This is a genomic window from Streptomyces sp. NBC_01013 (assembly GCF_045162765.1).
Classification (GTDB): Bacteria; Actinomycetota; Actinomycetes; order Streptomycetales; family Streptomycetaceae; genus Streptomyces.
The window spans coordinates 5,205,842-5,232,651 of sequence record NZ_CP108687.1 but is presented as its reverse complement, the minus strand read 5'-3'; the positions used below and the strand labels follow the sequence as shown (position 1 = coordinate 5,232,651).

Genomic DNA, 26,810 nt, shown 5'->3' with positions numbered 1-26,810 from the left:
CCTACCGACGCTTGCGGCCGCCTTCGCAGTGCCCGTAGAAGATCCACAGGAGAAGTTACCGCCCGGTATTGATCCGGGCCTCTGAAGCACGGGGGCGACAGCGATGAGCACGAACAGGACCCGGCCCGCCGGACGGAACGACGCACGCAGGCCCGAAGCCGTACCCGCACAACGCCGCCGGATGCCCCAGCGGATCCGGCCCCACCACTGGTTCGCGGAACGCCTCCTGGCGGTACTCAGCGGCCAGCGCCCCGTCCACTGGATGCTCGGGCACACGATCGGCGACGCCTACGACCAGCTCGCCGAACTGGCCCCCACCACCCCCCTCAGGAGCCGAGGTGCCCGCCCCGTCATCCGCATGTGCCGGGGCGCCCAGCCGGCTCCGGGTGTCGTGGAGGCCTGCGCGAGCATCGCGGCGGGCGAACAGGTCCGTGCCATGGCCTTCCGCCTGGAGCAGGGCCCGGACCTCCGCTGGCGCTGCGCCGCCGTAGAACTGGGCAACACCCCGGTACGACAGCCCTGACGGCACGGGCGCTCCCCACCCCTCTCCAGCTCCTCCGGCGCTCGACGTGGGGCCCGGGGGGCCCCGGCTGCGGGAAGGGGGCGGGTGGGGACAAGTCCGGCCGGAGGCGCCCGCACGCACGCACGCCGCAACGCACACGCGAACGGCCGGGGCCGGGCACCCAACGGTGCCCGGCCCCGGCCGCGAACGATCAGCGCACGCTACTTCTTGCGGCGACGCCCACCGCCACCGCTCTTCTGCGCCTTGCGCCGCTCGGCCCGGGTGAGCCCGTCCGACTCCGCGGAGGCCCCACCGTCACCGTTGGAGAAGTCTCCCTCGACGACGCCGCCCTCGCCGTCCACCGTGGGAGCGGAGAAGTGCAGCCGGTCCGGACGCTGGGGAGCGTCCAGCCCCTTGGCCCGGATCTCCGGACGCGCCGCCGGAACGCCGTCCTCCTTGGACAGCGACGTCGCCACGTCCTGCACGGGAACCTCCTCGACCTGCTGCTCGACCTGGACCTCCAGGTTGAACAGGTAGCCGACCGACTCCTCCTTGATGCCCTCCATCATGGCGTTGAACATGTCGAAGCCCTCGCGCTGGTACTCGACCAGCGGGTCCTTCTGCGCCATGGCCCGGAGGCCGATGCCCTCCTGGAGGTAGTCCATCTCGTAGAGGTGCTCGCGCCACTTGCGGTCCAGGACCGACAGCACCACACGCCGCTCCAGCTCACGCATGATGTCGGAGCCGAGCGTCTTCTCCCGCTCGTCGTACTGCTCGTGGATGTCGTCCTTGACCGACTCGGCGATGAACTCGGCGGTGACACCGGCGAGATCCCCGGCGGCCTCCTCCAGCTCGGCGACCGTGACCTTGACCGGGTAGAGCTGCTTGAACGCTCCCCACAGCCGGTCCAGGTCCCACTCCTCGGCGAACCCCTCCGCCGTCTCCTGGCGGATGTAGTCGTCGATCGTGTCGTCCATGAAGTGGCGGATCTGGTCCTGCAGGTCCTCACCCTCCAGGACCCGGCGCCGCTCACCGTAGATGACCTCACGCTGCCGGTTGAGCACCTCGTCGTACTTCAGGACGTTCTTACGCGTCTCGAAGTTCTGCTGCTCGACCTGCGACTGCGCCGACGCGATCGCCCGCGTCACCATCTTGTTCTCGATCGGCACGTCGTCGGGCACGTTGGCCATCGACATGACGCGCTCGACCATCTGCGCCTTGAACAGACGCATCAGGTCGTCGCCGAGCGAGAGGTAGAAGCGGGACTCGCCCGGGTCGCCCTGACGGCCGGAACGACCACGCAGCTGGTTGTCGATCCGACGCGACTCGTGCCGCTCGGTACCGAGGACGTACAGCCCGCCGAGGTCCTTGACCTCCTCGAACTCCGCCTTCACGGCCTTCTCGGCCTTCTCCAGCGCGGCAGGCAGAGCGGCCGCCCACTCCTCGACGTGCTCCACGGGGTCGAGACCGCGCTGGCGCAGCTCGGCCTCGGCGAGGTCGTCCGGGTTGCCGCCCAGCTTGATGTCCGTACCGCGGCCGGCCATGTTCGTCGCGACCGTGACCGCACCCTTGCGGCCGGCCTGGGCCACGATCGTCGCCTCACGGTCGTGCTGCTTGGCGTTGAGGACCTCGTGCTGCACACCGCGCTTGGAGAGCTGCTGCGAGAGGTACTCGGACTTCTCGACCGAGGTGGTGCCGACCAGGATCGGCTGGCCCTTCTCGTGCTTCTCCGCGATGTCGTCGACGACGGCGGCGAACTTCGCGACCTCGGTGCGGTAGATCAGGTCCGACTGGTCGGCCCGGACCATCGGCCGGTTGGTCGGGATCGGCACCACGCCGAGCTTGTAGATCTGGTGGAACTCGGCGGCCTCGGTCATCGCCGTACCGGTCATGCCCGAGAGCTTGCCGTAGAGGCGGAAGAAGTTCTGGAGGGTGATCGTGGCGAGCGTCTGGTTCTCGTCCTTGATGTCCACCCCTTCCTTCGCCTCGATCGCCTGGTGCATGCCCTCGTTGTAGCGGCGGCCGGCGAGGATACGGCCGGTGTGCTCGTCGACGATCATGACTTCGCCGTCGATGACGACGTAGTCCTTGTCCTTCTTGAAGAGTTCCTTGGCCTTGATGGCGTTGTTGAGGTACCCGACGAGAGGAGTGTTCACCGACTCGTAGAGGTTCTCGATGCCGAGCCAGTCCTCGACCTTCGCCACACCGGGCTCGTGGATCGCGACGGTCCGCTTCTTCTCGTCGACCTCGTAGTCGCCGGTCTCCTCGATGCCCTTGAGCGGATTACCCGCCTCGCCCTTGGTCAGCCGCGTGACCAGCTTGGCGAAGTCGCCGTACCACTTGGTGGCCTGGTCGGCGGGGCCGGAGATGATCAGCGGCGTACGGGCCTCGTCCACGAGGATCGAGTCGACCTCGTCGACGATCGCGAAGTTGTGGCCGCGCTGGACGAGCTCGTCCTGCGCCCAGGCCATGTTGTCGCGGAGGTAGTCGAAACCGAACTCGTTGTTCGTTCCGTACGTGATGTCGCAGCTGTACTGCTCGCGGCGCTGGGCCGGAGTCATGTTGGCGATGATGCAGCCGACGCTCAGCCCGAGGAACTTGTGGACCCGGCCCATCATCTCCGAGTCACGCTCGGCCAGATAATCGTTGACCGTGATCAGGTGCACGCCCTTGCCGGAGAGCGCGTTGAGATACGCGGGCAGGGTGCCGACGAGGGTCTTGCCCTCGCCGGTCTTCATCTCGGCCACGTAACCGAGGTGCAGGGCTGCGCCGCCCATCATCTGGACGTCGTAGTGGCGCTGTCCGAGGACCCGCTTGGCGGCCTCACGGACGGTCGCGAATGCCTCGGGAAGCAGGTCGTCCAGGCTCTCGCCGTCCGCGTACCGTTCCTTGTACTCGTCGGTGAGCGCCCGCAGCTCGGCGTCGGAGAGGTTGACGAAGTCCTCTTCGATGGAGCTGACCTGGTCCGCGATGCGGTGCAGTTTGCGCAGGATCTTGCCTTCGCCTGCACGCATGAGCTTGTTGAAGACGGACACTGAGGCTGGTCTCCTTGCCGGTCGGGCCTGGCACTGGGTCGTGTTATGGACTCTGGCGCGGGCACGGCAGGTGGGCCCCACCGCAACGGCCATCGTAAGCGAGGACCCCGCCGCGCCGGGAGGGCTGCCACTGCGTTGACCCCGCAGCGCCCTTCCGAGTCAACGGCCGAAAGGCACCGAAGGTGCCGGGAAGGCAGAAAAGTACTCGCCCCGCACTCCCTCCCTCAGCAGAATCCGTACATGGAGCCGATCACTCTCACCACCGGCCGTCTGTTGCTGCGCCCCTTCGTCCCGGGCGACGCGGACGCCCTGTACGCGGCCTGCCAGGACCCCGACATCCAGCGTTGGACGGTCGTCCCCTCGCCCTACGGCCGCGCGGACGCGGAGCTGTTCGCCCGGCAGCTCTCGCCCGGCGGCTGGCAGGACGACTCCATGTACAACTTCGCCGTGGTGGTGCGTGACGGCGGTGCCCTGGCCGGGGCGCTCGGCATCAACCGGCGCACCGGGCCGGGCACGTACGAGGTCGGTTTCTGGACCGCCAGGGAGCACCGGGGACTCGGCTACACGACGGAGGCGGTCCTCTGCGCCGCCCGCTGGACCTTCACCTCACTCCGCGGGGACCGGCTGGAGTGGCGGGCGGAGACCGGCAACCTCGCCTCGCGGGCGGTCGCTCTGCGCGCAGGGTTCCGGATGGAGGGCGACCAGCGCTCCGCGGTGATCAACAAGGGCGTGCGCCGCGACGCGTGGGCCGGCGCCCTGCTCCCGCCCGACCTCGGCCTGCCCGGCACCGACGCCTACCTCCCGTCCGGCGCCCCCGGCCGCCCGTGACGGGTGATCCTCGCCGGGATGTCAGTGCCGCCCTCTAGGGTGCGGGGCATGACGTCTGTGCAGCCTCCCGCAGCCGAACTCTCCGCCGACCAGGCCCGCAGGATCGCGCTGCGCGCCCAGGGCTTCCTCGGCGCCCCGGACCGCCGGGCCGGGGTGCCCGGAGTGCTGCGGCACCTGGGCGCCGTACAGCTCGACACGATCTCGGTGCTCGCGCGGTCGCACGAACTGATTCCGTACGCGCGCCTGGGCATGGTCGGCCGGCGCACGGTCGAGGAGGCGTACTGGTCGGGCGGCCGCGCCTTCGAGTACTGGTCGCACGCCGCCTGCATCCTGCCGGTCGAGGAATGGCCGCACTTCGCCTTCCGCCGACGCGCCTACCGCTCACGCCCGCAGTGGCATCACGATCTGCCGGACGGCGCCTACGACACCGTCATCAAGCAGCTGCGCGCCGAGGGCCCGCTGACGGCGACGGAACTGGGCGGCGCGAAGAACGGCGGGGAGTGGTGGGACTGGTCCGCCTCGAAGGTGGCCGTCGAGCGGGCCCTGATGTACGGCGAGGTGGTGTGCACCGAGCGGCGCGGCTGGAAGCGGGTCTACGACCTCGCGGAGCGTGCCCTGCCCGAGGACGTGCTCCACGACGATCTGGACGACGCCGAGTGCCTGCGCCGGCTGGTCGCACTCGCGGGACAGTCCCTGGGCGTCGGCACCCGCGCGGACATCGCCGACTACCACCGTCTCAAGGGCGAGCAGTTCGACGCCGTCGTCGCGGACTCCGGGCTGGTCCCGGTCACGGTGGAGGGCTGGGCGAAGCCGGCCTGGGCGGATCCGGCCGCCCTGGCCGTCGAGCCGCGCGGACGCCACCGGACGACGCTGCTGTCGCCGTTCGACTCGCTGGTCTGGGAGCGTGCGCGGACCGAGCGGATCTTCGACTTCACCCACCGTCTTGAGGCCTACGTGCCCAAACCCAAGCGGATCCACGGCTATTTCGCGATGCCGCTGCTGGCGGGCGGCAGGCTGCAGGGCCGGGTGGACCCGGCCCGCGAGGGCACGACGCTGGTCGCCCGGCAGGTGTCCCTGGCAGGCGCCAAGGCAGTGGCGCCGATGGCGCAGGCGCTGGTGGAAGCCGCCTCCTGGGTCGGCTGCACGGAGGTCCGGCTGGAGCGGGTGGACGCACCGGAGCTGCGCACCCCCCTCACCAGGGAAATCGCCCGCGCCCTGGCGTGACCGCGCATTGCCGGGGCTTTGCCCCGGGGCCGGTCACCTGATCTCCAGGATCTTCTCCCGCATGGCGTAGACCACCGCCTCCATCCGCGAGTGGAGCTGGAGCTTCTCCAGAATGTTGCGGACGTGGTTCTTCACGGTGTTCTCGGAAATGAAGAGTTCCTTCGCGATATCCCGATTGTTCATGCCCGTGGCAACCAGTTTGAGTACCTCGAGCTCACGTTCGGTGAGCCGGGGAGCCGGGACCAGCCGGCGTTCGTCCGTCCGCTGGATCATCGACTTGAACTCGGTGAGCAGCTTGGACGCCATGGAGGGGCTGATCTGGGACTGGCCGTCCGCGACGGCGCGAATCGCGGTGGCGACCTCGTCCGTGGAGATCTCCTTGAGGAGATAGCCGGTGGCGCCCGCCTTGATGGCGTCGTAGAGGTCCGCTTCCTCGTCGCTGATCGTCAACATGATGATCTTCGCGCTGGGAGCGACCTCCTTGATGGAGGTGCAGGCTTCGATGCCTCCCCGCTTGGGCATGCGAACGTCCATCAGGACGATGTCGGGCAGCAGGTCGGCCGCCTTGTCGACCGCCTCGGCCCCGTCACCCGCCTCGCCGACGACCTGGATGTCCTCCTCCTGCGCGAGGACGATCTCCAGGCCTCTGCGGAACAAGGCGTGGTCGTCGACCACGAGCACTCGGATCGGCTCCTTGCGGGAACCGCTGTCGTCGTCCGCGCCGGCCCGGTCACCGGCAGCGTCGGCATCATTCGCATCGCGCACGGGCCCGAAGGTGTCCGCCATCGTTCCTCCCCCTGAAGGCCACGGCCTGAAGTTCACTGACTGTCCGCCAACGGCAGTTCGCAGAGCACCGATTGGCTTGGGCCGCCATGATTTCATGCCTGGACGTCAGAGCGGTGATCCTGTGGTCGCACGCGGGTGCCCCTGGGGGCGCACAGGCGCTCCAGGGGCACCACGAAGTGGTGGCGTCAGCCGCCGAGCGCACCGCCCGCGCCGCCCGCCTCATCGGCGGCCAGGGGGTCGGTCCTCAGGTGGATGACACCGTAGTCGTAGGCATGTCGTCGGTAGACGACGCTGGGTTCCTTCGTTTCGGAGTCGACGAACAGATAGAAGTCGTGACCGACCAGCTCCATTTCGTAGAGCGCCTGGTCGAGCGACATGGGTGCCGCGACGTGTGTCTTCTCGCGCATCACCAGCGGGCCTTCGCCCTGTACCTCGAGCGAGCCGATCCTGGTGGTGGGCACGGGCTGTGCCGCTTCGTCGGCGACCAGCTCGCCGTCGCCGTTGAACGACGCCGCGTCCGGCACCATTTCCCCGACCTCCGCAGCGGGGATACGACCTGTGCCGCGGCGGCTGTAGCGCTTGTCGTGCTGCTTGCGCAGCCGCGCCTCCAGCTTGCCTGTGGCCAGGTCCAGCGCTGCGTACGGGTCGCCTGCGGCCGCTTCTGCCCTGATGACCGGCCCGCGCGAGCGGAGCGTGATCTCCACCCGGTCGGAGCGGTCTGCCTGACGAGGATTCGGCTCCTTGGACACCTCCACGTCGAGGCTGATCACCTTGCCGTCGAACTTCTGGATCTTGTCCAGCTTCAGCTTCTCGGCCACGTGCTTGCGGAACCGCTCGGGCACCTCGGTCTTGCGGCCCTTGACGACGATGTCCACGCAGAACTCCGTTCCCGGATCACTCCGCTCAGCGGCGGAGCATCTCCCTTTTGCACCAGGCCCCGGTGATGGCCGGGGCCGCGGACTCGGTGACTTCCACCTCCTCCTCCCCCGCCGGCAAGGTCTCCACCCCACCGAATTTCCGGTTTCCGCACTCCGGTGGGTCGCCTGCCCGAAACCTGGTGGTCCATTCGTCGAGACCTGGCATTCACCATTCCTCACAACCGAACATAGCCTGCCGGGACGGATGTCGGCACCCGCTACTCGCGCGTACCTCCGTTCAGGTCCCTTTACCCACTCACTACCTGCAACGATGCAAGTTCAGTTCCAGTTCCGGTTTATTTCGAAGGCGGACGGAGATGCTGCGACAACGGCCGCGTGACGCGCCGGGGAACTTGCGCTGCCCCATCCTCCGGCGTCCTCGATAGCGCGCGCCGCCTCGGCCAGCGAGGCCCCCGTCGTCAACAGGTCGTCCACCAGCACCACCCGACCGGCGGCAAGCAGACGCTCACCCCCGGCCACCACCCCCAGAGCGCCCGCCAGATTCGCCCTGCGCTCCTGGGCTCCGAGCCCCGACTGATCGGCCACCGGACGCCGTTGCCGTAGTACTCCGGCCACCCGGGCCGAGGTGCCCGCACGCCGCAGTTCCGCCGCGGCCGCCAGCGCGATCCGACGGGCAGGATCATGCCCGCGCGCGGCGACGGTACGTCTCGCCGACGGCACGGGCACCAGCAACAGCGGCCCCGCTCCGGCCGACGCCCCCGCCCCGGCCCTCACCGCGCCCGCCAGCGCCCTGCCGGCCACTCCGGCAAGCCCGAGTACCCCCCGCTCCTTGTGGGCCAGCAGCACCGCCCGCACCGCGTTCTCGTACCCGGCGGCGGCGTGCACCACGGGCAGACCCGCGGGCTCGGGGTCGGGCCTCACCCGGCGCGGCACCCCGCCGTACAGCTGCGCACCACACTCCTCGCACAGCTCGGTCCGCGGCCTGCCGCAGCCTCCGCAGTCCACCGGCAGAACCAGTCCGGCGATCTCCCGCCACCACCCGCGCATGGCTCCACTCTGCACGCGCCGGGACAGCCCGACCACCCCTGTGGACAACGCCCGGACCACCCCGGGCGACGGGCGGCACCCGTCCGCGTGCCGTAGGCGTCAGCCCGGGTAGACCAGCGCCGAGCCTTCCTTCAGGACGGTCTGCCAGTTGTCCCCGGGAAGCAGTTTCACTATGCCGTCGCCGAGCGTGTCCGCCATCAGCGGCAGCTGTTCGTCGTCCGCCGCCGCGATGGCCCGCACCTGGTTGACGCCGGGCAGGACACCCGAGGAGGGCGTCGAACCGTCCGCCTGCACGTAGCGGACCTGTTGCACCCCTCCCTGCTCCTTGCCGACCACCACGAGGCGGCTGCCGCCCGACCACGACATCGCGGTCACATCGGCCAGCTGCGGCGCGGCCTGCCGCAGATCCACCACGGAGACCTGCTCCTTGCCCTGCGGACCCTTCCTCTCGATCCGGCCGATCTTCAACGTCGTCGTCCGGTCGTCCCGCGTCAGCAGCAGTGCGATACGCACTCCGTCCGACGACAGACGCAGCGCCGTGATTCGGCCGCCGTCCAGGCTCGGCACGGTGACCTCCCGGGGCTTGCCCGCTCCGTCGGCCAGCCGCAGCAGCCGTGAGTTGCGGGGGTCGCGGTCGGCGACCCAGAGGTCGCCCCGGCTGTCCCAGCTGGGCGCCGTCAGACGGTCCTCGGCATTCTTGGCGCTGCTGGTCACCACCGGGGCACGAAGCTCGCCGTCCGCGGCGATGGAGGAGACGTAGAGCGCGTCCTTGTGCTGTGAAAGCGCTGCCGCCGACTGCTCGTCCCGCGCCACGCCGACCGCGCTCACCTGCAGCGAACCACTGCCGAACGGACCGGCCACCTGCTCCGGCTCACCGCTGCCCCGGGTGCTCCCCGGAATGCGCTCCACACGCCCCTTGCCATCGACGAAGTACTGACTGTCGGGCCCACCCGAGGAACCGTCGGGTGCGTACTCCTCGGCCTGGTCCGCCCCCAGCACGCAGAGCGCCGAGCCGTCGGAACGCTGGAGCTCCACCTGCTCGACGCGTGCGGACGTGAGGTCCCGGAGGGTGAAGAGCACCTGCGAGGCCATCATCCTGCAGGAGCGCTGCCCGACTCCGTCGGCTTTCTTGTCGAGCGGAACCTTCAGCACGTTGCGGTCGTCGGGGGTCAGTGACGTGACGCCCTTCCGCAGCCCGGTGCCGGCGGGAAAGCGGGAGGCGACCACTGGCCGCAGCCAGTCCGTCGGGCCCCGCAGGAGGCTGCGGACGGCCTGCGTCACCGTGTCCATGCCGGTGGCCGGATCGGTCCGGTTACGGATGTAGACGGGGTCGGCGACCAGCGTGGACTGCGCCTCGGTCCGTCCGGTGGCGAAGTAGAACTTGTTGACGGACCGGTAGAGCCGCTTGAAGTCGGACTGCCCGAGGACAAGGCCGTCGGACACGTCGTCTATACGCCACTCCTTGCCGTCCGGCCCTTTCTGCCGCACCAGGTGAAGAGTGCGGGAGTAGTCCGTCGGCGCGAGGGGCTGGTAGGCGTTCTGGTCGTCGACCGTCGCCACCTTCTCGCCGGTCAGGGTGTAAGTGACCTCGTTGGTACTGCGGTCACTCTCGCGGACCGGCCGGTCGCTCCGGTTCGGGGCCTTGGCCAGCACCGTCGTGAACGCGCCCGGCTTCCATCGGCTCGACGCCTCCTTCGTGAGGTACTGGCGCGTGGTCCGGAAATCGGAGTCGTCACTGGTCATCGACTCCAGGAAGCCGTCGACCACCTCGTTCGGAGTGGCGCCGTCACGGGGCGCGACCGCGTACACCTGCACCTGGGAGTCACCGGGCTGCGAGGCGTCCACGGCCTTGACGTCCCCCGTGACGGGCATCGAACCGCACGCGGACAGGAGCACAGCGCCGCACCCGAGCAGCACGGTCACCCCCGCCGCCCGTCCACGGCCGCCCTGCCGACGGTCAGTGACCACGAGTCGTGTCCTCCCGCCCCGGATCCTGCCCCGGAGAGTCGTTGTGACGGGCCGGCTGCTGGCCGGCGGGACGCGGCACCACACGCGCGCCGTTGCCCGGCAGGGCTGCCGGATCCACCGAAGCCGGGGCGGTCCGGGCCGGTACGGCGGCGCGGGCCGGTACGGGCAGTGCCGCCCGGTCCGTGCCGGCCGACTGCGAGGGCACCGACACCAGCCGGTGGTCGCTCCCCTGCGCGGGAGCGGCCGCGGCCCGCTCCCGGTTCTCCCGGTTACGCCGCGAGTCCTCGGGCTCCAGCGGTATCGGCGAACCACGCAAGGGTTCGTCCGCCGTACGCGGCAGGGTCAGCCGGAACTGCGAACCGCCACCCGGCTCGCCCCAGGCCTGCAGCCAGCCGCCGTGCAGCCGCGCGTCCTCGACGGCGATGGACAGTCCCAGCCCGGTCCCTCCGGTCGTCCTGGCCCTGGCCGGGTCGGCCCGCCAGAAACGGTTGAACACCCGGGTCGCCTCGCCGGGCTTCAGGCCCACGCCGTAGTCCCGGACGGCCACGGCGACCGCTCCGCCGGCCACGCCCATCCGCACCACGACATCGCGCCCCTCGCCGTGCTCGACGGCGTTGACGACCAGGTTGCGCAGGACCCTCTCGACGCGTCGCGCATCGGCCTCGGCGATCACCGGCTGCTCGTCGCCGACCACCCGGATCCTGGTGCCCTTGCGCTCGGCGAGAGGCTCGGCCCCACCGATGACCCGCCGCACGACCTGCCGCAGGTCTATCGGCTCCGCCTCCAGGGCCGCGGCGCCCGCGTCGAACCGGCTGATCTCCAGCAGATCCGACAGCAGCGACTCGAACCGGTCGAGCTGGTCACCGAGCAGCTCCGCGGAACGCGCCGTGACCGGGTCGAAGTCGACGCGTGCCTCATGGATGACGTCGGCGGCCATCCGGACCGTCGTCAGTGGCGTCCGCAACTCGTGCGAGACGTCCGAGACGAAGCGCCGCTGCATCCGGGAGAGCTCCTCCAGCTGCTGGATCTTCAGCTGGAGGTTCTGCGCCATCTTGTTGAAGGCCTCACCGAGCCGGGCGATGTCGTCCTCGCCGGTGACCTTCATCCGCTCCTGGAGCCGTCCGGCCGACAGCCGTTCGGCGATCCCCGCCGCCATGCGTACGGGAGTGACGACCTGACGCACCACGAACCACGCGATGGCCCCGAGCAGCACGACCACGAACAGACCCGCGGTCGCCAGTGTGCCCTTGACCAGCGTCAGGGACTTCTCCTCCTGCGTCAGCGGGAAGACGTAGTACAGCTGGTACGGATTGCGGTCGATGTCGTAGAGCCGCTTGCCCACGACGAGACCGGGCTGCGACTCCTGCCCGTTCGCGTACTTGATCTGGGAGTACGTCTGAAACGCTCCCGGGCCCTTGTTCACCGATTCACGCAGCTTCTGCGGGATACTCGCGGCCTCGACGCTGCCCGAGCCGCGCGGCGCACGGGACCCTTCGTCGGCGCTCAGCGCCACCACGTTGAACGCGTTCTTCCCGCCACTGGCGAGCTGGTCGACGAGCTCGGTCCGCCAGGAGTTGTTGGCCGTCGTGCCATCTGCGGCATCACCGCCCTGCCCACCGGGGGTGAGCGGAGCGTTCGCCTTCTCCTGGGCGGCGGCGAACCCGCCGGCGGCCTGAGTCTGGGCAGCCTTGCCCTTCGCGTCCAGCAGGCCGTTGCGCACCTGCCCGATCACGACGAGGCCGAGCAACAGCACCACACCGAGCGACATCAGCAGGGTGCCGGCGACAACCCGCAGCTGCAGGTTGCGCCGCCACAGCCGCACAGCGGGCAGCAGCGGTCGCCGCACCCACCGCATCAGCAGCCGCGGCACCGGCCCGCCGGGCGCCCGGTCGTGGAACAACCGGCCGCCCTGCAGGAAGCGCCCGACCTGGGATGACATGTGCCCTGAACCGGTAGCCCGCTCCGCACGGACTCCCGGCTCCCCGGGCTTCGGAGCAGTGCTACCCAGGGACATATCAGCTCGGTCCGGCCTTGTAACCGACGCCTCGGACGGTCACGACGATCTCCGGCCGCTCCGGGTCCTTCTCGACCTTGGAGCGGAGCCGCTGCACGTGCACGTTCACCAGACGGGTGTCGGCGGCGTGGCGGTATCCCCAGACCTGCTCGAGGAGTACCTCACGGGTGAAGACCTGCCACGGCTTGCGAGCGAGCGCGACCAGCAGGTCGAACTCCAGCGGCGTCAGGGCAATGGACTGCCCGTCCCGCTTCACCGAATGTCCGGCCACATCGATGACCAGGTCACCGATGGTCAACTGCTCCGGTGCCGGCTCCTCGGACCTACGCAAACGTGCCCTGATCCGGGCAACCAACTCCTTAGGTTTGAACGGCTTGACGATGTAGTCGTCGGCCCCGGACTCCAGGCCCACCACAACGTCAACCGTGTCGCTCTTGGCAGTGAGCATGACGATCGGCACACCGGACTCGGCCCTGATCAACCTGCAGACCTCGATGCCGTCCCTACCGGGCAGCATGAGATCCAGCAGGACCAGGTCCGGTTTTGCCTCACGAAATGCAGCAAGTGCCTTGTCGCCGTCCGCTACGAACGACGGCTCGAACCCCTCACCACGCAGCACAATCCCGAGCATCTCGGCCAGTGCGGTGTCGTCGTCGACGACAAGGACGCGTCCCTTCATAAACGACATCATCCCATTAGCTAATCGTTATCTGCGATGATCTGGCACACAGCTCTGCCAGTCCGACCCCTGTGACCGGGGAGATTACGCCCTCCTCCGTGACGATCGCCGTGACCAGCTCCGGCGGTGTGATGTCGAACGCGGGGTTGTAGGCCGGGGTTCCCACCGGCGCCACGGGCACTCCGGCCGGGGGCCGCCCGTCAGCCCCCAGCTGCGGCGACGTGACCTCGGTCACTTCCTTGGCCGGCCGCTGTTCCACGGTGATGGCCGCCCCGTCCGCGGTGTGCAGATCCACGGTCGTGGTCGGTGCCACCACGATGAACGGTACGTGGTGATACTTCGCGAGCACCGCCAGCGGATAACTCCCCACCTTGTTGGCCACCGCTCCGTCCGCAGCGATGCGGTCCGCTCCGATGAGCACGGCGTCCACCTCCCCCGCGGCGAACAGCGACCCGGCGGCGTTGTCCGTGAGCAAGCTGTACGGCATGCCGTTGCGCGCCGCCTCGAACGCGGTCAGCCGGGCGCCCTGCAGCAGCGGGCGGGTCTCGTCCACCCACAGGCGCCTGAGCCGCCCCGCCCGGTGTGCCCCGAGCGCCACCGCGAAGGCTGTCCCCTCGCCCCCTGAGACGAGGGCGCCGGTGTTGCAGTGAGTCAGCAGCCGGTGCCCGCCGCCGGGCAACAACTCGTTCAGGAGGGCTAGCCCGAACCGCGCCATGTGCCCGCTGGCCACGGCATCCTCCCGGTGCAGCGCCCGGGCCTCGTCCAGCGCCACCGCCGCCGCCCCCTCCGGGCCGGCCCCCTTTTCGACGGCCGCCCAGTACGCCGCGGCAGCACGCCGGACGCCGTACCCGAGGTTCACCGCGGTGGGCCTCGCCTGCTCCAGCAGGCCCGCGGCCTCCGCCACGTCATATCCCCGGGCGGCAGCGAGGGCGACCCCGTAGGCCCCTGCGATACCCAGCAGTGGCGCTCCGCGCACCGCCAGGGACCGGATCGCCTCCACCAGCGCGGGAACGTCGGTACACGCCAGCTCGACCTCCTCCGCCGGCAGCCTCGTCTGGTCGAGAAGCACCAGCACAGGGCCTTCCGGAGGCTCGTCCCAGCGAAGCACGGAAAGCGCGGCAGGCTCGCTGCCCACCGGCGATTGCACGTCCTGATCAGCCATCCCTCCAGTCTGCCCGGTGAGCCACCCGTGCAGGAAGGAACGATCGAGATGCAGCGCCAGGCCCGGACGGGTGCAACGCGTGGCACGATGGCTGCCAACCTGACGCCTCGATGCGCGGACAGGACCGTGAAGGAGCGAGAATGAACGACACTCCGGGCTGGGCTTCGCCCGGATCTGCCCCCTCCGACGGTCAGGAGGCAGGCGTCCCCCGCCCTTCCGAGCCCGTCGACGGCAGTGGGCCTGCGGAACACTGGTCTTCCACGCAGCCGCCGGCAGGGCAGTGGTCCCCGCCGGCGCATTCCGGCACCGGCCCCGGCGCGCCCCCTCCCGGGTGGGGCGTTCCCCCGCAGGGTCCCGGGTGGGCGCGCCCACCGGCCGCGGCCAAGCCCGGTGTCATTCCCCTGCGACCGCTGGGCGTCGGCGAGATCCTGGACGGTGCCGTATCCACGATGCGCGCGCACTGGCGCACGGTCCTCGGCATCACTCTCACCGTCTCCGTGATCGCTCAGGCGGCCATCCTGCTGGTGCAGCGGTACCTGCTGCCGGAGCCTCCGTCGATCGACCGGAACGCCACCGGGTCGGAAGCCCTGCGTCAGGCCGCCGACTCGTTCCGCTCCAGCCTGCTCAACAGCACACCGTCCCTGCTCATCACGATGCTCGCCACGATTTTCACCACCGCGGTGCTGACCATGGTCATCAGCCGCTCGGTGCTGGGCCGCCCCGTCACGCTCTCCGACGCCTGGACCGAGGCCCGGCCCCGGCTGCTCCCGCTCCTGGGCCTGACCGTCGTGCTGACCGCCATGGCAGCAGCCATCATGACCGCGGGGATCCTCCCGGGCTTCCTGATCGGCGACACGGCAGGTGTGGGCCTCGCCTTCATCGGACTGCTGGCCGCCGGCGGTGTGTTCCTCTGGCTCATGGTCCGGTTCAGCCTCGCCTCCCCGGCCCTGATGCTGGAACGGCAGTCGATCACCGCATCGATGCGGCGCTCCGCCAAACTGGTCCGCGGCGCCTGGTGGCGCACCTTCGGCATCCTCGCGCTCACCTCCCTGCTGACGCTCATCGTGTCGCTGGTCATCGGCATCCCGTTCGGCCTCATCGCGGTGGCCGTGGATGACGGCGGTCTGCACTCCCTGCTGACCGAGGGAACCGCGAATTTCGGCTGGCCGTTCCTGATCGTCTCCGCCATCGGCGACGTAGTCGTCGCCACGATCGCCTATCCGCTGTCCGCCGGTGTCATGGCCCTTCTGTACGTGGACCAGCGCATCCGACGCGAAGCGCTCGACATCGACCTCGCCCGGGCAGCCGGTCTGCCGGGCTACGCCAACAGGAGCTGACACCGTGTCGGGGGCGGGTGACACAAAGACAGCGGCGGCAGAGTTCCTGATTCGGGCGAGCGGCGACATACCCGTGGACATCCCTCGGGTGCCCGCTCGCGAGGCTGCACGGCACGAACTGTCGAAACCGATGTACCACGAGAACGATCCGAATCCGCTCCAGCGCGCCCTGGACCACCTGTGGAACTGGATCGGCGACCTCCTCTCGTCCGCCTCCGGCGCGGCCCCTGGCGGGCCGGCGGGCCTGGTCGTACTCGTACTGATCGTCATTGTTCTGATCGCCGCGCTCCTGTGGCGACTGGGCACCCCGCAGCGCAGCCTGCGCGCTGCGGAAGCCCTCTTCGAGAGCGGCCCCCGCAGCGCACCGGAACACCGCGCCGCCGCCGACGCCCACGCGGCTGCCGACCGGTGGAACCAGGCAGTGCAGGAGCGCATGCGGGCCGTCGTCCGTTCCCTCGAGGAACGCGATCTGCTCGACGCCCGCCCCGGGCGCACCGCCGACGAAGCCGCAGCGGAAGCCGGCCGCACGCTTCCCGCACATGCCTCCCGGCTGCGTTCGGCGGCCAGGGCGTTCGACGACGTCACATACGGGGGACGTTCCGCCGACCGAGCGGCGTATCTGGCCATACACGCCCTGGACCTCGATCTCGAGGCCGCAACACCGCATCTGTCCGGCACGCTCCCGGGGGCTGCCGAATGAGCACGGCCGGCGCCCGCACCACCTCCACCTCGCCCACTCCGCGCCAGGTCTGGATCCGCACTCGCGGACTGCTGCTCGCCCTTCTTGTGCTCGTGGCCGCGGGCATCGCGTTGGCTGCCACCCGGTCCGGAGACCAGCACGGAAGGCTCGACCCCCGCTCCGCGGATCGATTCGGCAGCAGGGCCGTAGCCGAACTCCTCAAGGAACGTGGCGTCTCCGTCGGCGTGGTCACCACCCTCGACGCCGCCACGTCCGCGGCCGGCCCCGACACCACCCTGCTCGTCGCGAACCCCAACCTGCTGACGCCGTCTCAGCAGCATGTGCTCCGGGCGACGACCACCGGTACGGGCGGCCGGACCGTGCTCCTGGCTGCGGGCCCGACGTCGGTCGGCGCGTTGGCCCCCGGTGTGCGCGCCAGATCCTCCGCGCCCGTCTCCACGCGGACGCCGCAGTGTCTCCTGGCCGCCGCACGGCAAGCCGGCAGCGCGGAGACAGGAGGCTTCCGCTACACATCGGACGGCATGGACGCCCAGGCCTGCTACCCGGCCGACGGCTTGCCTTCCCTGCTCGTGACAGGGCAGTCGGCATCGGGTGACACCGTTCTGCTCGGATCGGCCGACCTCCTCTACAACAGCCGTCTGGACAAGGCGGGCAATGCCTCCCTGGCCCTTCAACTCCTCGGCTCGCGCCCGCATCTGGTCTGGTACCTCCCCTCGCTCAGTGATCCCTCCGCCGCGAACAGCGGTGGAGGGCAGGACAGCAGCACGGACGGCGCCAGCGAGAAGGACGAGAGCAGCTTCATCGCTCTGATCCCATCGGGCTGGCTCTGGGGAACCCTGCAGCTCGCCCTCGCCGCCGCACTCGCGGCCGTGTGGCGAGCGCGGCGGCTGGGTCCAGTGGTCGCCGAACGGCTGCCCGTAGCCATCCGTGCCTCCGAATCCACCGAGGGCCGTGCGCGCCTTCAGCGCAAGGCCAACGCCCGCGACCGGGCGGCCGACTCGTTGCGCCACGCCACTCGTACTCGCATCGCCCCCCTCGTCGGTGTCTCCCCGCGCGACGCCCACTCGCCCACGTCACTCCTCCCCGCCCTGTCCGCACGTCGCGTACCTGAGGCCACCCGTCTCCACCCACTGCTCTTCGGGTCGGCACCCGCCGACGACGCCGCTCTCGTCCTTCTGGCAGACCAACTCGACATCCTCGAAAGAGAGGTCCGTACCTCATGACCGCCCCGCCCCCCATTCCTGCCGGGACGACCGGGACCATCAGCAGCGACGCCGCGGCCCGTGCCTCCCTGGAAACCCTCCGCTCCGAGATCGCCAAGGCTGTCGTCGGCCAGGACCCGGCAGTCACCGGTCTCGTCGTCGCACTGCTCTGCCGCGGCCATGTTCTGCTCGAAGGTGTCCCTGGCGTGGCCAAGACCCTCTTGGTCAGAGCGCTCGCAGCATCGCTCGAACTCGACACCAAGCGCGTCCAGTTCACCCCCGACCTGATGCCCAGCGATGTCACCGGGTCACTCGTCTACGACGCCCGCACTGCTGAGTTCTCTTTCCAGCCCGGGCCGGTGTTCACCAACCTCCTGCTCGCCGACGAGATCAACCGGACTCCTCCCAAGACCCAGTCCTCCCTTCTGGAAGCAATGGAAGAACGCCAGGTCACCGTCGACGGGATCCCTCGTCCGCTGCCGGACCCCTTCCTCGTCGCCGCCACGCAGAACCCGGTGGAGTACGAGGGCACGTATCCCCTTCCTGAAGCCCAGTTGGACCGGTTCCTGCTCAAACTGACCGTTCCGCTGCCATCCCGCGACGACGAGATCAACGTTCTGACCCGCCATGCCGACGGCTTCAACCCCCGCGACCTGCAGGCGGCCGGCATACGTCCGGTAGCCGGGCCGGCCGACCTGGAGGCCGCACGCACCGCTGTCGCCAAGACCACCGTCTCCCCCGAGATCGCCGGCTATGTCGTAGATATCTGTCGTGCCACGCGCGAGTCCCCCTCGCTCTCCCTGGGTGTCTCGCCCCGAGGGGCCACAGCTCTGCTCTCCACCGCCCGTGCCTGGGCCTGGTTGACCGGCCGCGATTACGTCACCCCCGATGACGTGAAAGCTCTCGCGCTCCCCACGCTCCGGCATCGCATTCAGCTGCGGCCCGAGGCGGAGATGGAGGGAGTCACCCCCGACTCCGTCATCACCGCAGTCCTCGCCCACGTCCCCGTACCCCGTTGAGGCGGTGAATGGTGGCCCTCACCGGACGCACCGCCCTGCTCGCCGCCCTGGGGTCACTCCCTGTAGGCATCCTGGCCCCGAGCTGGACGGGCATGCTCGCGGTCAATGCCCCGCTCTCTCTAGCTATTCTGTGCGACTACGCCCTGGCAGCACCAGTGCGTCCGCTCCAGTTCACCCGATCCGGTGATACAACCGTTCGACTCGGCGACAGCGCCGCGGTGCAACTCACCGTAATCAATCCTTCCCGCCGTCGCCTACGGGCACACCTCCGCGACGCATGGCCGCCCAGCAGCTGGCTCCCCGGTACGGATCAGGCTGCCTCTCGCCACAAACTGGATGTCCCGCCCGGCGAGCGTCGCCGTCTCACCACGCTTTTGCACCCCACGCGCCGAGGCGACCGGCAGGCCGAGCGGATCACCGTCCGGTCCTACGGACCGCTGGGGCTCGCGGCACGCCAGGGCAGTCACCACGCTCCTTGGAAAGTGCGCGTGCTGCCACCCTTCACGAGTCGCAAACACCTGCCGTCCCGCCTCGCCAGACTGCGCGAACTGGACGGCCGTACCAGCGTCCTCACCCGGGGAGAGGGCACGGAATTCGACAGCCTTCGCGCCTACGTTCCCGGTGACGACACCCGTTCAATCGACTGGCGGGCCACTGCGCGCCAGTCGGCGGTCGCCGTAAGGACCTGGCGCCCCGAGCGCGACCGGCACATCCTCGTCGTCCTCGATACCGGCCGCACATCAGCAGGCCGGGTCGGCGATGTCCCGCGTCTCGATGCCTCGATGGACGCTGCCCTGCTCCTCACCGCCCTCGCCACCCGCGCCGGCGATCGCGTGGACCTCCTCGCATACGACCGGCGCGTGCGAGCCCAGGTCCGCGGCCGGGCAGCCGGAGAGGTGCTGTCGGCAGCGGTCGACGCCCTGGCACCACTGGAGCCGGAACTCGTGGAAACCGACGCACGCGGTCTCAGCGCCGCCGTGTTGTCCCATGCTCCCCGGCGCTCCTTGATCGTGCTGCTGACCAGCCTTGACGCAGCGGCTCTCGAGGAGGGCCTGCTGAACGTACTTCCGCGGCTCACCCAGCGGCATACCGTGCTGTTGGCCGCCGTCAGGGACCCGCATATCGAGGAAATGGCAGGAGCGAGAGGCTCAGTGGACGCCATCTACGAGGCTGCTGCCGGAGCCCGAGCACAGGCTCATAGGCGTCGGACCGCGGATCAGCTCCAGCGGCGCGGCGTGTGCGTCGTGGACGCCACTCCGGACAGCCTTGCCCCGGCCCTCGCGGATGCCTATCTGGCTCTCAAGGCAGCGGGCCGGCTGTAGCGCCACCGGCCCGTCGATGAATCAGCGGGTACAGAAAGCTGCACTGGTCGTACCCGCTGACATCCGGCCGGGCTCATTCTGGTCCGGAACGCAGAAAAGCCCCGTGCCACAAGGGCACGGGGCTTAACTATCAAAAGGAGTTCGGCGGCGTCCTACTCTCCCACAGGGTCCCCCCTGCAGTACCATCGGCGCTGAAAGGCTTAGCTTCCGGGTTCGGAATGTAACCGGGCGTTTCCCTAACGCAATGACCACCGAAACACTATGAAATTAACCAACACCGGAACAAAACACGGCCGTTCGTTATTTCAGAACTAACACAGTGGACGCGAGCAACTGAGGACAAGCCCTCGGCCTATTAGTACCAGTCAGCTCCACCCGTTACCGGGCTTCCACATCTGGCCTATCAACCCAGTCGTCTACTGGGAGCCTTAACCCTTCAAGAGGGTGGGAATACTCATCTCGAAGCAGGCTTCCCGCTTAGATGCTTTCAGCGGTTATCCTTTCCGAACGTAGCCAACCAGCCATGCCCTTGGCAGGACAACTGGCACACCAGAGGTTCGTCCGTCCCGGTCCTCTCGTACTAGGGACAGCCCTTCTCAATATTCCTACGCGCACAGCGGATAGGGACCGAACTGTCTCACGACGTTCTAAACCCAGCTCGCGTACCGCTTTAATGGGCGAACAGCCCAACCCTTGGGACCGACTCCAGCCCCAGGATGCGACGAGCCGACATCGAGGTGCCAAACCATCCCGTCGATATGGACTCTTGGGGAAGATCAGCCTGTTATCCCCGGGGTACCTTTTATCCGTTGAGCGACAGCGCTTCCACAAGCCACTGCCGGATCACTAGTCCCGACTTTCGTCCCTGCTCGACCCGTCGGTCTCACAGTCAAGCTCCCTTGTGCACTTACACTCAACACCTGATTGCCAACCAGGCTGAGGGAACCTTTGGGCGCCTCCGTTACTCTTTAGGAGGCAACCGCCCCAGTTAAACTACCCATCAGACACTGTCCCTGATCCGGATCACGGACCCAGGTTAGACATCCAGCACGACCAGAGTGGTATTTCAACGACGACTCCACAACCACTGGCGTGGCCGCTTCAAAGTCTCCCACCTATCCTACACAAGCCGAACCGAACACCAATATCAAACTATAGTAAAGGTCCCGGGGTCTTTCCGTCCTGCTGCGCGAAACGAGCATCTTTACTCGTAGTGCAATTTCACCGGGCCTATGGTTGAGACAGTCGAGAAGTCGTTACGCCATTCGTGCAGGTCGGAACTTACCCGACAAGGAATTTCGCTACCTTAGGATGGTTATAGTTACCACCGCCGTTTACTGGCGCTTAAGTTCTCAGCTTCGCCGACCCGAAAGTCAGCTAACCGGTCCCCTTAACGTTCCAGCACCGGGCAGGCGTCAGTCCGTATACATCGCCTTACGGCTTCGCACGGACCTGTGTTTTTAGTAAACAGTCGCTTCTCGCTGGTCTCTGCGGCCACCCCCAGCTCAGGAAGCAAGTTCCCTCACCAGTGATGGCCCCCCTTCTCCCGAAGTTACGGGGGCATTTTGCCGAGTTCCTTAACCATAGTTCACCCGAACGCCTCGGTATTCTCTACCTGACCACCTGAGTCGGTTTAGGGTACGGGCCGCCATGAAACTCGCTAGAGGCTTTTCTCGACAGCATAGGATCATCCACTTCACCACAATCGGCTCGGCATCAGGTCTCAGCCTTAATGTGTGACGGATTTACCTACCACACGGCCTACACCCTTACCCCGGGACTACCACCGCCCGGGCTGGACTACCTTCCTGCGTCACCCCATCGCTTACCTAGTACAAGTCTGGTTCGTCGGCTCCACCACTACCCTCAACTCCGAAGAGATCGGGCCGGCTTCACGGACTTAGCATCGCCTGATTCAGTATTGGGCGTTTCAAAGCGGGTACCGGAATATCAACCGGTTGTCCATCGACTACGCCTGTCGGCCTCGCCTTAGGTCCCGACTTACCCTGGGCAGATCAGCTTGACCCAGGAACCCTTAGTCAATCGGCGCACACGTTTCTCACGTGTGTATCGCTACTCATGCCTGCATTCTCACTCGTGAACCGTCCACAACTCGCTTCCGCGGCTGCTTCACCCGGCACACGACGCTCCCCTACCCATCCACACAGGCGTTGGCCCTATATGTGTGAATGACACGACTTCGGCGGTACGCTTGAGCCCCGCTACATTGTCGGCGCGGAATCACTTGACCAGTGAGCTATTACGCACTCTTTCAAGGGTGGCTGCTTCTAAGCCAACCTCCTGGTTGTCTCTGCGACTCCACATCCTTTCCCACTTAGCGTACGCTTAGGGGCCTTAGTCGATGCTCTGGGCTGTTTCCCTCTCGACCATGGAGCTTATCCCCCACAGTCTCACTGCCGTGCTCTCACTTACCGGCATTCGGAGTTTGGCTAAGGTCAGTAACCCGGTAGGGCCCATCGCCTATCCAGTGCTCTACCTCCGGCAAGAAACACACGACGCTGCACCTAAATGCATTTCGGGGAGAACCAGCTATCACGGAGTTTGATTGGCCTTTCACCCCTAACCACAGGTCATCCCCCAGGTTTTCAACCCTGGTGGGTTCGGTCCTCCACGAAGTCTTACCTCCGCTTCAACCTGCCCATGGCTAGATCACTCCGCTTCGGGTCTTGAGCGCGCTACTAAATCGCCCTATTCGGACTCGCTTTCGCTACGGCTTCCCCACACGGGTTAACCTCGCAACACACCGCAAACTCGCAGGCTCATTCTTCAAAAGGCACGCAGTCACGACTGCATGTGCAAGCACACACAGCGACGCTCCCACGGCTTGTAGGCACACGGTTTCAGGTACTATTTCACTCCGCTCCCGCGGTACTTTTCACCATTCCCTCACGGTACTATCCGCTATCGGTCACCAGGGAATATTTAGGCTTAACGGGTGGTCCCGCCAGATTCACACGGGATTTCTCGGGCCCCGTGCTACTTGGGTGTCTCTTAAACGAGCCGTTAATGTTTCAGCTACGGGGGTCTTACCCTCTACGCCGGACCTTTCGCATGTCCTTCGCCTACATCAACGGTTTCTGACTCGTCTCACGGCCGGCAGACCGTGAAAAAGAGATCCCACAACCCCGCATGCGCAACCCCTGCCGGGTATCACACGCATACGGTTTGGCCTGATCCAGTTTCGCTCGCCACTACTCCCGGAATCACGGTTGTTTTCTCTTCCTGAGGGTACTGAGATGTTTCACTTCCCCTCGTTCCCTCCACACTGCCTATGTGTTCAGCAGCGGGTGACAGCCCATGACGACTGCCGGGTTTCCCCATTCGGACACCCCCGGATCAAAGCTTGGTTGACAGCTCCCCGGGGCCTATCGTGGCCTCCCACGTCCTTCATCGGTTCCTGGTGCCAAGGCATCCACCGTGCGCCCTTAAAAACTTGGCCACAGATGCTCGCGTCCACTGTGCAGTTCTCAAACAACGACCAGCCACCCATCACCCCACCCTTACAGGCGAGTTCACTGGGGCCGGCAACCGAAGGACGACCATGACGGCCGCACCTTCAGATACCCAACAGCGTGCCCGACACAGTCAACTCGTTTACGCGTTCCACGCCGAAGCAGTACTTACGAAAACCAGCCAACCGTGCCGAATAGTCAACGTTCCACCCATGAGCAACCAGCACCGAACATTCGCCGGTGTACTGGCCTCTGACCGAGCGGACTCGGTAAGAAGTGCTCCTTAGAAAGGAGGTGATCCAGCCGCACCTTCCGGTACGGCTACCTTGTTACGACTTCGTCCCAATCGCCAGTCCCACCTTCGACAGCTCCCTCCCACAAGGGGTTGGGCCACCGGCTTCGGGTGTTACCGACTTTCGTGACGTGACGGGCGGTGTGTACAAGGCCCGGGAACGTATTCACCGCAGCAATGCTGATCTGCGATTACTAGCAACTCCGACTTCATGGGGTCGAGTTGCAGACCCCAATCCGAACTGAGACCGGCTTTTTGAGATTCGCTCCGCCTCGCGGCATCGCAGCTCATTGTACCGGCCATTGTAGCACGTGTGCAGCCCAAGACATAAGGGGCATGATGACTTGACGTCGTCCCCACCTTCCTCCGAGTTGACCCCGGCAGTCTCCTGTGAGTCCCCATCACCCCGAAGGGCATGCTGGCAACACAGAACAAGGGTTGCGCTCGTTGCGGGACTTAACCCAACATCTCACGACACGAGCTGACGACAGCCATGCACCACCTGTATACCGACCACAAGGGGGGCACCATCTCTGATGCTTTCCGGTATATGTCAAGCCTTGGTAAGGTTCTTCGCGTTGCGTCGAATTAAGCCACATGCTCCGCTGCTTGTGCGGGCCCCCGTCAATTCCTTTGAGTTTTAGCCTTGCGGCCGTACTCCCCAGGCGGGGAACTTAATGCGTTAGCTGCGGCACCGACGACGTGGAATGTCGCCAACACCTAGTTCCCAACGTTTACGGCGTGGACTACCAGGGTATCTAATCCTGTTCGCTCCCCACGCTTTCGCTCCTCAGCGTCAGTAATGGCCCAGAGATCCGCCTTCGCCACCGGTGTTCCTCCTGATATCTGCGCATTTCACCGCTACACCAGGAATTCCGATCTCCCCTACCACACTCTAGCCTGCCCGTATCGACTGCAGACCCGGGGTTAAGCCCCGGGCTTTCACAACCGACGCAACAAGCCGCCTACGAGCTCTTTACGCCCAATAATTCCGGACAACGCTTGCGCCCTACGTATTACCGCGGCTGCTGGCACGTAGTTAGCCGGCGCTTCTTCTGCAGGTACCGTCACTTTCGCTTCTTCCCTGCTGAAAGAGGTTTACAACCCGAAGGCCGTCATCCCTCACGCGGCGTCGCTGCATCAGGCTTTCGCCCATTGTGCAATATTCCCCACTGCTGCCTCCCGTAGGAGTCTGGGCCGTGTCTCAGTCCCAGTGTGGCCGGTCGCCCTCTCAGGCCGGCTACCCGTCGTCGCCTTGGTAGGCCATTACCCCACCAACTAGCTGATAGGCCGCGGGCTCATCCTTCACCGCCGGAGCTTTTAACCTTCCCCCATGAGAGGGAAAGTGTTATCCGGTATTAGACCCCGTTTCCAGGGCTTGTCCCAGAGTGAAGGGCAGATTGCCCACGTGTTACTCACCCGTTCGCCACTAATCCACCCCGAAAGGCTTCATCGTTCGACTTGCATGTGTTAAGCACGCCGCCAGCGTTCGTCCTGAGCCAGGATCAAACTCTCCGTGAATGTTTTCCCGTAATCGGGTAGACACCACGAGAGCGGGACAACCAGGTCGGAATATGACCGGTCATCCACTATGTCCTCGCTGTGTGCATTGCCTACCAGGCCAGAGACCTGCTAGGACTTTTCAAAGGAACCTCGAACCTGCCGAAGCAGGTCGGGGTATCAACATATCTGGCGTTGACTTTTGGCACGCTGTTGAGTTCTCAAGGAACGGACGCTTCCTTTGTACTCACCCTCAGAACATTTTCTGGGGCTTTCCTCCGGGCGCTTCCCTTCGGTCTTGCGTTTCCGACTCTATCAGACTCTTTCGTGTCCGATTCCCGGTCGAAGCGGGTTTCGCATTTTCGCTTTCCAGTTCTTCACTTTCGCGCTTTCCCTTTTCAGCGGTTCCAACCTTACCAGACCCACTCCGCACCGTTTCCGGTCCGTATTTGAATTCTGGTGGCCGTTGAAGGGGCCTTGCCTTTCGGCGGACTCGACGTTATCAGAAAACAATTCCACCGAAGTTGATCGGCTTCATGTCGTCAGAGAGTGGGAGTCATATGGCTCTGCGGAAATTCGATTTCCGGTGAGAGCGGGGTAAACCTAACCGTTGGGCTCGAACCTGTCCAGTCCGAGGCAACCGTTAAAATCTACCTCCCCCAGTCCGCCGTGTCAACGGTTTTTGGGGCGAGAGAGGAGACTAGCAGGTCAGCGGGGCCGTACGCACATCAGGCTGCCACGGGTACCTCGGCGCTCCGTTCGGCTGTCGCGATGTCGCCTGCGTCGCCGGCTCGGGCCGCCCTGCCGCCCAGGATGTAGACGTAGGCGAGGAAGGCCAGCTCAGCGACGATTCCTATGGTGATGCGACCCCAGGTCGGAAGGCCTGAGGGGGTGACGAAGCCTTCGATGACTCCGGACACGAACAGGACGAGGGCGAGTCCGATGGCCATGCCGATGGCGGCTCGACCCTGTTGTGCCAGTGCTGTACGCCGGGTGTGCGGGCCGGGGTCGATGACCGTCCAGCCCAGTCGGAGTCCTGTGCCGGCTGCGACGAAGACCGCAGTGAGTTCGAGCAGCCCGTGGGGAAGGATCAGGCCGAGGAAGGTGTCGAGCCGGCCCGCCGACGACATGAGGCCCACACCCACCGCGAGGTTGAGCACGTTGACGAAGAGGATCCATATCACCGGGACGCACAGGAACGCCCCGAGTACCAGGCACATGGCGGCTGCCTGAGCGTTGTTCGTCCAGACCTGCGCGGCGAACGAAGCCGCCGGGTGACTGGAGTAGTACGTCTCGTACTCACCTCCCGGGCTGGTGAGGCGGCGGAGATCCTCCGGTGCGGCGATGGCCGACTGAACCTCAGGATGGGTACCGATCCACCAGCCCATCAGCGCCGCCAGAAGTGCGGAGAGGACGGCGGTGGGTATCCACCAGTGCCTGGAGCGGTAGACCGCTGCGGGAAAGCCCGCCGTGAGGAAGTGCGCGGCGTCCCGCCAGGAGGCGCGGCGGGTGCCGGTCACCGTAGAGCGGGCGCGGGCCACCAGCTGCGTGAGGCGTGCGGTGAGCAGGGGGTCGGGGGCGCTGGACTGGATCAGGGAGAGGTGGGTCGCCGTGCGCTGGTAGAGGTCGACGAGCTCGTCGGCCTCCGCGCCCGTGAGCCGCCGCCCTCGGTGCAGGAGGTGGTCCAGACGGTCCCACTCGATGCGATGGGCGTTGACGAAGACGTCGAGGTCCATGGTCGGCTGCTGCTCCTGGCATGGGTGTGTACGGGTGCGTACAACTGCGGCGCGTTGCGGGTCAGCTTGGCAGACTGTGGCCCCGAGGGGCAGGGATGTTCGGCGA

At 66.8% G+C, this 26,810-nt stretch carries 17 protein-coding genes and 3 rRNA genes; 8 read left to right on the top strand and 12 right to left on the bottom strand.

The features are described 5' to 3' along the window. Positions 1–103: 103 nt before the first annotated feature. A complete protein-coding gene (locus tag OG538_RS22790) occupies positions 104–523 on the top strand; it encodes an Rv3235 family protein (RefSeq protein ID WP_406096407.1) in 420 nt (139 codons plus the stop codon). 200 nt (positions 524–723) lie between these two features. Here OG538_RS22790 and secA read toward each other — a convergent pair whose 3' ends face one another. Further along, a complete protein-coding gene (gene secA / locus OG538_RS22785; RefSeq protein ID WP_406096405.1) occupies positions 724–3,537 on the bottom strand; it encodes a preprotein translocase subunit SecA in 2,814 nt (937 codons plus the stop codon). 240 nt (positions 3,538–3,777) lie between these two features. Between secA and OG538_RS22780 the strand changes: the two genes are divergently transcribed. Both OG538_RS22780 and OG538_RS22775 read left to right on the top strand, forming a co-directional pair. Continuing rightward, positions 3,778–4,365: a GNAT family N-acetyltransferase gene (locus tag OG538_RS22780; RefSeq protein WP_406096403.1), complete on the top strand. Its 588-nt coding sequence runs from the start codon at positions 3,778–3,780 to the stop codon at positions 4,363–4,365. Positions 4,366–4,413: 48 nt separating this feature from the next. Next, a complete protein-coding gene (locus OG538_RS22775; RefSeq protein ID WP_406096401.1) occupies positions 4,414–5,589 on the top strand; it encodes a winged helix-turn-helix domain-containing protein in 1,176 nt (391 codons plus the stop codon). A gap of 33 nt (positions 5,590–5,622) precedes the next feature. On the opposite strand, the gene OG538_RS22770 is transcribed toward OG538_RS22775, so the two are convergent. The 7 genes from OG538_RS22770 to mtnA form a co-directional block, all read right to left on the bottom strand. Further along, the gene (locus tag OG538_RS22770) at positions 5,623–6,375 is read right to left on the bottom strand and encodes a response regulator (protein ID WP_406096399.1); all 753 of its coding nucleotides are present in this window, start codon (positions 6,373–6,375) and stop codon (positions 5,623–5,625) included. A gap of 185 nt (positions 6,376–6,560) precedes the next feature. After that, positions 6,561–7,250, bottom strand: a complete 690-nt coding sequence (gene hpf, locus OG538_RS22765; protein WP_148018960.1) for a ribosome hibernation-promoting factor, HPF/YfiA family — start codon at positions 7,248–7,250, stop codon at positions 6,561–6,563. 321 nt (positions 7,251–7,571) lie between these two features. Then, the gene (locus OG538_RS22760) at positions 7,572–8,300 is read right to left on the bottom strand and encodes a ComF family protein (protein WP_406096397.1); all 729 of its coding nucleotides are present in this window, start codon (positions 8,298–8,300) and stop codon (positions 7,572–7,574) included. A gap of 99 nt (positions 8,301–8,399) precedes the next feature. Then, the gene (locus tag OG538_RS22755) at positions 8,400–10,172 is read right to left on the bottom strand and encodes an LpqB family beta-propeller domain-containing protein (RefSeq protein WP_406100263.1); all 1,773 of its coding nucleotides are present in this window, start codon (positions 10,170–10,172) and stop codon (positions 8,400–8,402) included. An 85-nt stretch (positions 10,173–10,257) separates the two neighbouring features. Next, entirely contained in the window at positions 10,258–12,282 is a 2,025-nt protein-coding gene (mtrB, locus tag OG538_RS22750) for an MtrAB system histidine kinase MtrB (protein WP_406096395.1), read from the bottom strand. A 1-nt stretch (position 12,283) separates the two neighbouring features. Beyond that, a complete protein-coding gene (mtrA, locus tag OG538_RS22745; protein WP_005316841.1) occupies positions 12,284–12,973 on the bottom strand; it encodes a two-component system response regulator MtrA in 690 nt (229 codons plus the stop codon). A 4-nt stretch (positions 12,974–12,977) separates the two neighbouring features. Next, complete coding sequence (gene mtnA / locus OG538_RS22740) at positions 12,978–14,123, bottom strand: S-methyl-5-thioribose-1-phosphate isomerase (protein WP_406096393.1); 1,146 nt, start codon at positions 14,121–14,123, stop codon at positions 12,978–12,980. 140 nt (positions 14,124–14,263) lie between these two features. Here mtnA and OG538_RS22735 point away from each other — a divergent pair, with 140 nt between their 5' ends. The 5 genes from OG538_RS22735 to OG538_RS22715 are packed head-to-tail and all read left to right on the top strand — an operon-like array spanning position 14,264 to position 19,703. Next, the gene (locus OG538_RS22735; RefSeq protein ID WP_406096391.1) at positions 14,264–15,460 is read left to right on the top strand and encodes a glycerophosphoryl diester phosphodiesterase membrane domain-containing protein; all 1,197 of its coding nucleotides are present in this window, start codon (positions 14,264–14,266) and stop codon (positions 15,458–15,460) included. 4 nt (positions 15,461–15,464) lie between these two features. After that, positions 15,465–16,160, top strand: a complete 696-nt coding sequence (locus OG538_RS22730; protein ID WP_406096389.1) for a DUF4129 domain-containing protein — start codon at positions 15,465–15,467, stop codon at positions 16,158–16,160. Beyond that, the gene (locus OG538_RS22725) at positions 16,157–17,383 is read left to right on the top strand and encodes a DUF4350 domain-containing protein (protein ID WP_406096387.1); all 1,227 of its coding nucleotides are present in this window, start codon (positions 16,157–16,159) and stop codon (positions 17,381–17,383) included. Before OG538_RS22730 ends, OG538_RS22725 begins: the two co-directional genes overlap by 4 nt. Further along, positions 17,380–18,381 (top strand): AAA family ATPase, encoded by a 1,002-nt coding sequence (locus OG538_RS22720; RefSeq protein ID WP_406096385.1) that lies wholly within the window; start codon positions 17,380–17,382, stop codon positions 18,379–18,381. Before OG538_RS22725 ends, OG538_RS22720 begins: the two co-directional genes overlap by 4 nt. An 11-nt stretch (positions 18,382–18,392) precedes the next feature. Next, entirely contained in the window at positions 18,393–19,703 is a 1,311-nt protein-coding gene (locus tag OG538_RS22715) for a DUF58 domain-containing protein (protein ID WP_406100262.1), read from the top strand. A gap of 139 nt (positions 19,704–19,842) precedes the next feature. On the opposite strand, the gene rrf is transcribed toward OG538_RS22715, so the two are convergent. From rrf to OG538_RS22695, 4 genes are all read right to left on the bottom strand, one after another. Further along, positions 19,843–19,959 (bottom strand): 5S ribosomal RNA (gene rrf, locus OG538_RS22710). Between the two features lie 79 nt (positions 19,960–20,038). Continuing rightward, positions 20,039–23,163: ribosomal RNA gene (locus OG538_RS22705) — 23S ribosomal RNA — on the bottom strand. Between the two features lie 300 nt (positions 23,164–23,463). Next, positions 23,464–24,989, bottom strand: a 16S ribosomal RNA gene (locus tag OG538_RS22700). The 16S, 23S and 5S rRNA genes sit together here, the layout of an rRNA operon. A 707-nt stretch (positions 24,990–25,696) precedes the next feature. Then, a complete protein-coding gene (locus OG538_RS22695) occupies positions 25,697–26,704 on the bottom strand; it encodes a stage II sporulation protein M (protein ID WP_406096383.1) in 1,008 nt (335 codons plus the stop codon). Positions 26,705–26,810: the final 106 nt, after the last annotated feature.